Here is a 7,755-nt window from a genome sequence, read left to right as displayed (position 1 = left end):
TTGGTTTCTGCTGGCTTAAGACCACGGTTGATCATAGCCACATCTTCACCTGTCAATGTACCTGCCGCTTGCTTAAGCGTAACCACTGACTGAATAAAGTCATAGCGTGCGCCCGCAAGGTTACGACGTGCATCGAACAGGTTACGTGTGCTGTCTAGCACGTCAACAATGGTACGTGTACCTACATCAAAACCTGCTTCTGTTGCTTTAAGGGCGCTGTCTGCTGAGACCACTGACTGCTCTAAAGCACGAATCGTTGAGATTGACGCTTTTACATTGTTAAACGAGCTGCGAATAGACTGCACAGTTTGACGATAAGTCTGTTCAGCTGCTTGGCTTGCTGCAACATAGTTAAACTTAGCTTGGTCGGTTTGCGATGAAACGCGAGAGCCTTGATAGATAGGCACATTCAATTGAACCGCAACTGACTGACTATCAAGATAAGGTGTTTCAAACTGTAAGAACGGGTTTGAAATATCGTCTTTGCTTCGCGATGCGTTAGCTGTTAAACCAAGGGTAGGTAAGTGACCCGAGCGCGCAATTGAAATATCTTCTTTCGCGATATCCATAGCAAGTCTGTCAACCAGAAGTGCTAAGTTTTTATCCTGCGCAGTTTCTAGCCACTCATCGACAGCCGCTGGCACAGGCATAGTTGCGGCAAAATTCTCTGTGTTTAGCCCAAACAAACGATCGTGATATTTACCTGTAATTACGCGAAGCGCTTCAAGAGCAAATTCAAGCTGGTTCTTTGCTTGGATTTCCTGCGCCACCGTGCTGTCGTAATTGGCCTGAGCTTCGTGTACGTCAGTAATAGCCGTTAAACCCACTTCAAAACGCTGGCGAGTTTGTTCTAACTGGCGCTCAATGGCACGTTTTTCAGCGCCCACAAATTCAACATTGTCACGTGCACGTAGTACGTCAAAATAAGCAGTAACCGTACGCACAATAACGTCTTGCATGCTAGCGGCAAGCTGGGCGTCGCTTTGCTCGGCCACTTTTTCAGCGCGATCCAGCCCTAGCCAGTTTGCGTGGTCGTAAAGTGACATTTGTACCTGCAAACCATAATCGATAGTGTCTACGTCTGTTTCAAATACCACAATTTGAAGGTCATCAGCATTAGCACCTAACGTTTGTGCACGTTCAGCTGTAGAAGTTGTATAGCCTACCGAGCCAGATATCTGTGGTAGAAGGTTTGCGCGGCTAATACTAATCCCTTCAAACGCTGCATCACGTTGCGCTTTCGCTTGGTTTACCAATGGGTCGTTCGCCAGTGCTTGTTGATATACCTGCATAAGGTCATCGGCCAGCGCACCCGTTGTCATCGAAACTCCGATAACCAGCGACAGAAGTGTTCGTTTCATGCTTACGTCTTCCTGTTGTGTTCAAGTTGCGTCGTCATTCGCTCTAAGGGACGACTTAATAAAACCAAGTGTATGAAAATTCAACCACAAACCGAAAGTCCAAACTCGTAACAGTATTTGATTAACTGTAACAGAATATGTGATCTACCCACGCAATTATTATAGTAATAGACGACTTGTAATATGATTTTCTGTTATTCGCTCACACCCCGTTATGCATTTTTAACGCATATACATGGTTGGTGTGTAAATGTACTATGTATGATAAATCTATTTGAACCATAAGTGTCAGCAAATGAGCAAGGAATTCCTTTCATTTACCTCAAATGACGTCGAAATCACTGACATTAAGCCAGTGTATCGTGGTTTCTTTACCATGAATCAGTATCAATTTAAGCACAAGTGTTTTAATGGAGAGTGGAGTGATACCGTCACGCGAGAAATATTTGAACGCGGTCATGCAGTAGGCGTTTTGCCTTACGATCCAGTTCTTCAAGAGTTTGTGCTAATCGAGCAAGTAAGAATTGGGGCATTAGCCACATCTTCAAGCCCTTGGTTGATAGAAATTATTGCTGGCATGATTGATGAAGGTGAAACACCTGAAGCGGTATGCCATAGAGAGTCTATGGAAGAGGCGGGTATCACGTTAGATAAATTAACGAAAGCATTGAGCTATTTGTCTAGTCCGGGCGGGACCACAGAAAGATTACATATTTTTATTGCAAAGACCGACGCTAGCCAAGCGCATGGTGTGCACGGCCTGGAAAGTGAGTCTGAAGATATTAAAGTGCATCGCATTAAAGAGAACACAGCCCTTGAATGGTTGGAGAATGGCCATATTGACAACGCCGCAGCGGTAATTGCGCTACAATGGTTCTTTATGCACAAAACACAACTTCTGGAGCAGTGGCAGACATCGTGACTCAACGCAACCAACGAAAATATGTACCTCATCTTCCTTCCATGCAGGCGCTTTGCGAACTGAACTACTCCCATGTTCTAAGAATTTTGCCTGATTGCGATACGGAAGATTTGAGCTATGAATTTTCGGTAGGAGTGGGCCTGTCTTATGAAATACGCATTGTGGAGTCTGCTCGCTACACCAGTACATTAAGTATTAAGCAAACCACTAAAGACATGCCGTCCTACTTAACGCCTAGTATGACGGTACGCCTATATCACGACGCTCGCATGGCTGAAGTCATCAATAGCCAAAATACGGGGGCGCTCGAACCCTCGTACGAGTATCCGAATTTAAAGATGCGCCAGCGCAACGAAAAGCATATGGTGAACATCTTTTTAGCTGAGTGGCTAAACTTCTGTTTGCAACACTCCTCAAACGTTACCTCTGAAGCGTGATTACACTTATACAACTCAGTGATTGCCACTTACTGAAAGATAAAAATAAAACGGGATATGCGGGTATAGCGCCCTATAAATCGCTGGCACGTGTGCTCAGTAGCGTTCGAGAATATGTTGTTGATAGCGCTGATATTAAAAATCACGCTGCTCAAAGAGCTGCCAGCGAGCCAGAACAGAGAGCAAAGCACCAAGTAATTGTGCTAGTGACTGGGGATATTAGTGGCGATAATTCACCTGAGAGCTACGAGCATTTTATCGCATTGATGGAGCAATATATTGAGTCAGCAAATATAGAATGGTTTGTGCTGGCGGGTAATCACGATAATAATCCGTACTTTGAAAAATATCTTGGCAGCCGTCATTTAAAGAGCAATGACCCGATAAGCTTTCCCAATTGGCAAATACACGGCCTGGATACCCGCGCTATAACCAATAAGCAAACGGCAGCCGGGGAAGTAAAAGAAAGCGATATACAGGCGCTAGAACAAGCACTAATTAGGTCACCACAGGCCAATCATCTCGTTGCACTTCATCACCACATATTGCCTTCAAACAGTTGGATGGATAAGCACTCGTTAGCTAACGGGCAACAGATAGCCGCGTTAATAGACGAACATCCACAAGTGAAAGCTGTCATTCACGGCCATGTGCATTCGCCATTGCGCCAGCAAATAGGAGTGAACAAAACGCGTTCTTACGCAAGCCCATCTACCTGTTGGCAATGGGAAATGCGCCCCGAATTCGGTGCTAGCAATGAAGCGCCAGGGTATCAGGTGATGAGCTTAATGGATGATTGCACGGTGGACGTTAAAGTTGTTCGGGTTTAGCTTTCGCGCTCTTTGCTTAAGCGTGGCTGTTTTGGAAGTATTTGGCGTTAAGAACAGTTTTGAACTCTCATCGAGTCCATATTAAATATAGAAACAGAGAACACAGAATAGAGAAAAATATGCAGCACATTTTATATCTTCACGGCTTTCTAAGTTCGCCGAAATCCATAAAGGCGCAAGCCACTAAACAATATTTTGAGCAGCATCACTCAAACGTTACCTTGCACATTCCTGAGCTGTCTAATTTTCCTAGCAAAGTGGAAGACCAGCTAATTTCACTTATTGAGAACACACCGGCACTGCTTGAAAACGGGCTGAAACTTATTGGTAGTTCAATGGGGGGGTATCTCTCTACGTTTTTGCTTGAAAAGTTTGGTGGCAAAGCCGTGTTAATCAATCCCGCTGTTCGCCCTTACGAGCTATTGCAAGGGTTTATCGGTGCCCACGAAAACCCTTACAGCAAGGAAAAGTTTGAAATAGTAGAAAGCGATATGGGGGTAATCCAAGCATTAGAAGCTGCCTCAATTAAAACGCCAGGCAATTACAAAGTGCTACTTCAGACCGAGGATGAAACACTGGATTACCGCTTAGCGGCTGAAAAGTACGCACAAAGTCATCTGGTTATTGAAGAAGGCGGCGATCACAGCTTTGTAGGTTACGAAAATCACTTACCTGCTATTGCCGAGTTTTTGCTGAAATAAGCGCATTGCCAGTATGTACTCGCCCTGCTAACATCAATCCTATGCTGTGTGGCGCTATGCTTGCTGAAGTTACTATAGCTAACCTTAGCGCCGCGTACCTCTTTCTTTGTCGCTGGCTTAAATAACAACCATAACTATGTCAAATCAATACAATTCAGATGCTATCGAGGTTTTAAACGGCCTTGACCCCGTAAAACGCCGCCCTGGTATGTATACCGACACTACCCGCCCAAATCACTTGGGTCAGGAAGTCATCGATAACAGTGTGGATGAAGCGCTTGCTGGGCACGCCTCTAACATCAAAGTAATTTTGCATGAAGACCAATCATTAGAAGTTATCGACGATGGTCGTGGTATGCCGGTAGATATCCACCCTGAAGAAGGGATATCAGGCGTAGAGCTTATTCTATGTAAGCTTCACGCGGGTGGTAAATTTTCAAATAAAAACTATGCCTTCTCTGGTGGTCTTCACGGGGTGGGGATCTCGGTAGTTAACGCGCTTTCAACCCGCGTAGAAGTAACTATTCGACGAGACAGTAACGTATACCAAATTGCCTTTGAAAACGGCGACAAAGTCGAAGACTTACAAGTAATCGATACCTGCGGTAAACGCAATACAGGAACTCGTGTTCACTTCTGGCCTGACCCGCAATATTTCGACTCGGCAAAATTCTCAGCCAGCCGACTTGTGCACAACTTGCGCGCTAAAGCGGTATTAAGCCCGGGTCTGCGCATTCGCTTCGACAACAAGATCACCAAAGAAAGCCAAGAGTGGTATTACGAAGACGGCCTTAAAGACTACCTCTACCAAGCGGTAGAAGAGTTTGAAACCTTACCGTCTGACACGCCTTTTGTGGGTACATTCAGCGGCAATACAGAAGCCGCCGATTGGGCTGTAATGTGGTTGCCTGAAGGTGGAGATTTGGTAACGGAAAGCTACGTTAACCTTATTCCTACAGCGCAAGGCGGTACACACGTTAACGGGTTGCGCCAAGGCTTACTGGAGTCAATGCGCGAATTCTGCGAATTTAGAAACTTAATGCCCCGTGGCGTTAAGTTATCGCCTGATGATATTTGGGACCGCTGTGCCTATATTCTATCGACTAAAATGCAGGACCCGCAGTTTGCCGGGCAGACTAAAGAGCGCCTGTCTTCACGTCAGGCCAGCGCGTTTGTATCAGGTGTAGTGAAAGACGCATTCAGCCTTTGGTTAAACCAACACACTGAAATTGCTGAAGCGCTTGCTGAAATGTGTATCAACAATGCACAGCGCCGCCTGCGTCAAACCAAAAAGGTTGCGCGTAAAAAGGTCACTCAAGGGCCGGCACTACCAGGCAAACTGACCGACTGCTCATCACAAGATATTTCTTACTCTGAACTGTTTTTAGTAGAGGGTGACTCGGCGGGTGGCTCGGCCAAGCAAGCGCGAGACCGAGAGTTTCAGGCAATTATGCCGCTGCGCGGTAAAATCTTAAATAGCTGGGAAGTCGACTCTTCTCAGGTACTGGCTTCACAGGAAATTCACGATATTTCAGTTGCGCTGGGTATCGACCCAGACTCGACGGACCTGTCTGGTTTGCGCTACGGTAAAATATGTATTCTTGCCGATGCTGACTCCGATGGGCTACACATTGCAACGTTGCTATGTGCGCTCTTTGTACGTCATTTCAGAACCTTGGTTGAACAAGGTCATGTGTATGTCGCTATGCCGCCGCTATTTAGAATAGATGTAGGCAAAGAGGTGTATTACGCGCTAGATGAAGGCGAGAAGCAGGGCATTCTTGACCGAATTGAAGCGGAAAAGAAACGCGGTAAAGTCAACGTACAGCGCTTTAAAGGCTTGGGTGAAATGAACCCGCTACAGCTTCGCGAAACAACCATGGACCCGAACACCCGTCGCCTTGTTCAGCTGACCATTGAAGACGCGGAAGAAATGATGGAGTTGATGGACATGCTACTTGCTAAGAAGCGTTCTGGCGACCGTAAAACATGGCTTGAAAGCAAAGGTAATATGGCCGAAGTGGCGTTGTAGATTGCAGAAACGCGCCGCTTTTGTGCTTATTTATAGAAGCTTGTATCGATAACGCTGTTCAAACAAGTGACCGCTAGACAAGCAACCTTAACGCTACATGAAGCAAATCGAAAACGCCGAGATACTATCCTGATACGGAAATTTCTCGGCGTTTTAGTTTGTGCATCTGCAATAAAATACTGCCACGCATAATTACGCTGGTGCCGTTTAGGATAAGTAGCGGCCAGCTTTGGCTTAATGGCATTGTTAGGCCAAACAATAAAGTGCTAACGTCTTTTATCAATATATTGCGAAACAGCGCAAATGACAGCGACCCCACTTTTTGTCTGCGCTGCAGTACAAACCACTGGTGCAGTGAACCTTGAAATAAGATAACGGTAACGACCAGCATTAAGGTATTTGCGCCAAGCTGTGCAAGCGTTGGGAAAGGGCGAAAAGCAATGGAAAGTGTGCCACCAACGAGAGCTAGCAGAGCAACAGCGGCAACATAGCCTGAAATTGTAGTGCGCCTGTGTTGCCATATTTTCCAAATGATAATGAGCGTAAGTATGAGCGCGCCAAATCGTGTCCACACCAAGTAATGGTTGAAAGGCTCTACCGAAATGCCAAATAGGAAAATTGAGAAAAAGGCAAAATAGCTAGAGCCAAACTGGTTAAGTGACAGACTGTGGTTAGCATCGTCACTTTCGCTAGAAACGGGCACGTGAAAGCGCGTCATGGCCTTAATTTGTGACCATAATCCTAACCATGTCAGTAAAAACAGCGCGGCACTGGCAAAGCCTAAAATGTGGTAAAGCACCCAATTTGCTCCACGTTGAAAATGTTCTAGCTCGTGAATGCCCCAGTGTATCACAGGACTGGCACTGTTCTGGCGTGTTCTGACATATGGCATGCAAACAATCACTATTAACAAAGCACTGCAGCAGGGGCTAAAGGTGTTATCGTTTTTTCGGTATCGATGACACCCAATATGTTTTCAAAACCGGTATTGAACTAGCAAGGAGGTTTATTTTGGCATTGCACTCAGTTTCTTCATCAACCCGCCAGCTAGCGGTAAGCGACAAAACCACAACGCTATTATTTGATCACGACGGTACCCTTATTGACTCAGAATCCGTACATTTTGACCTGTGGAAAGACATTTTGCTGGGGTACGATGTTGAACTAAGCGAAGATTTTTATTGTGAAGTGATGGCGGGTATTCCAGCAAAGCAAAATGCTGTTGACCTTGTCGAACATTTTAATATTGATGTCGCACCGCAGGTGCTAGCAGAGCAAAAACACAAAAGCATTAGCGACTACTTAGATAAACAAGCTTTTCCCTTAATGCCGTTTGCTAAAGAAACCATTGAACATTGTGCAAACAAAGGTTACACCATTGGCATTGTGACTGGGGGAAGTAAAAAGTCGGTGGAAAAAACCTTATCTCAGTATGGTTTAAGTGCTTATATTTCTTGCGTGGTTGCCGTGGA

At 45.5% G+C, this 7,755-nt stretch carries 8 protein-coding genes; 6 read left to right on the top strand and 2 right to left on the bottom strand.

The features are described from left to right. Positions 1 to 1,361, bottom strand: a 1,361-nt coding sequence (gene tolC, locus QVA83_RS15480; protein WP_287498654.1) for an outer membrane channel protein TolC, incomplete at its 3' end; no start/stop codon positions are given. Between the two features lie 295 nt (positions 1,362 to 1,656). On the opposite strand from tolC, the gene nudF reads away from it, so the two are divergent. From nudF to parE, 5 genes are all read left to right on the top strand, one after another. Then, on the top strand, positions 1,657 to 2,283 hold the full coding sequence (gene nudF / locus QVA83_RS15475) for an ADP-ribose diphosphatase (protein ID WP_049587314.1): 627 nt from the start codon (positions 1,657 to 1,659) through the stop codon (positions 2,281 to 2,283). Then, positions 2,280 to 2,720: a DUF1249 domain-containing protein gene (locus tag QVA83_RS15470; RefSeq protein ID WP_014975631.1), complete on the top strand. Its 441-nt coding sequence runs from the start codon at positions 2,280 to 2,282 to the stop codon at positions 2,718 to 2,720. Before nudF ends, QVA83_RS15470 begins: the two co-directional genes overlap by 4 nt. Further along, positions 2,717 to 3,550, top strand: a complete 834-nt coding sequence (locus QVA83_RS15465) for a metallophosphoesterase (protein ID WP_156077873.1) — start codon at positions 2,717 to 2,719, stop codon at positions 3,548 to 3,550. The genes QVA83_RS15470 and QVA83_RS15465 overlap by 4 nt, the downstream gene beginning before the upstream one ends. 119 nt (positions 3,551 to 3,669) lie before the next feature. Then, positions 3,670 to 4,251 (top strand): YqiA/YcfP family alpha/beta fold hydrolase, encoded by a 582-nt coding sequence (locus QVA83_RS15460; RefSeq protein ID WP_049587311.1) that lies wholly within the window; start codon positions 3,670 to 3,672, stop codon positions 4,249 to 4,251. Between the two features lie 136 nt (positions 4,252 to 4,387). Next, entirely contained in the window at positions 4,388 to 6,283 is a 1,896-nt protein-coding gene (gene parE / locus QVA83_RS15455) for a DNA topoisomerase IV subunit B (protein WP_014975634.1), read from the top strand. A 124-nt stretch (positions 6,284 to 6,407) separates the two neighbouring features. Here parE and QVA83_RS15450 read toward each other — a convergent pair whose 3' ends face one another. Next, positions 6,408 to 7,082 (bottom strand): hypothetical protein, encoded by a 675-nt coding sequence (locus QVA83_RS15450; RefSeq protein ID WP_061096318.1) that lies wholly within the window; start codon positions 7,080 to 7,082, stop codon positions 6,408 to 6,410. Positions 7,083 to 7,294: 212 nt separating this feature from the next. On the opposite strand from QVA83_RS15450, the gene QVA83_RS15445 reads away from it, so the two are divergent. Beyond that, on the top strand, positions 7,295 to 7,755 hold a 461-nt coding region (locus QVA83_RS15445; protein WP_287498653.1), incomplete at its 3' end, for an HAD family hydrolase.

Source organism: Alteromonas sp. AO-Serp (assembly GCF_017849675.1).
GTDB lineage: Bacteria > Pseudomonadota > Gammaproteobacteria > Enterobacterales > Alteromonadaceae > Alteromonas > Alteromonas macleodii.
The sequence above is the reverse complement of the archived record's forward strand: the minus strand, read 5'-3'. Positions and strand labels throughout refer to the sequence as shown.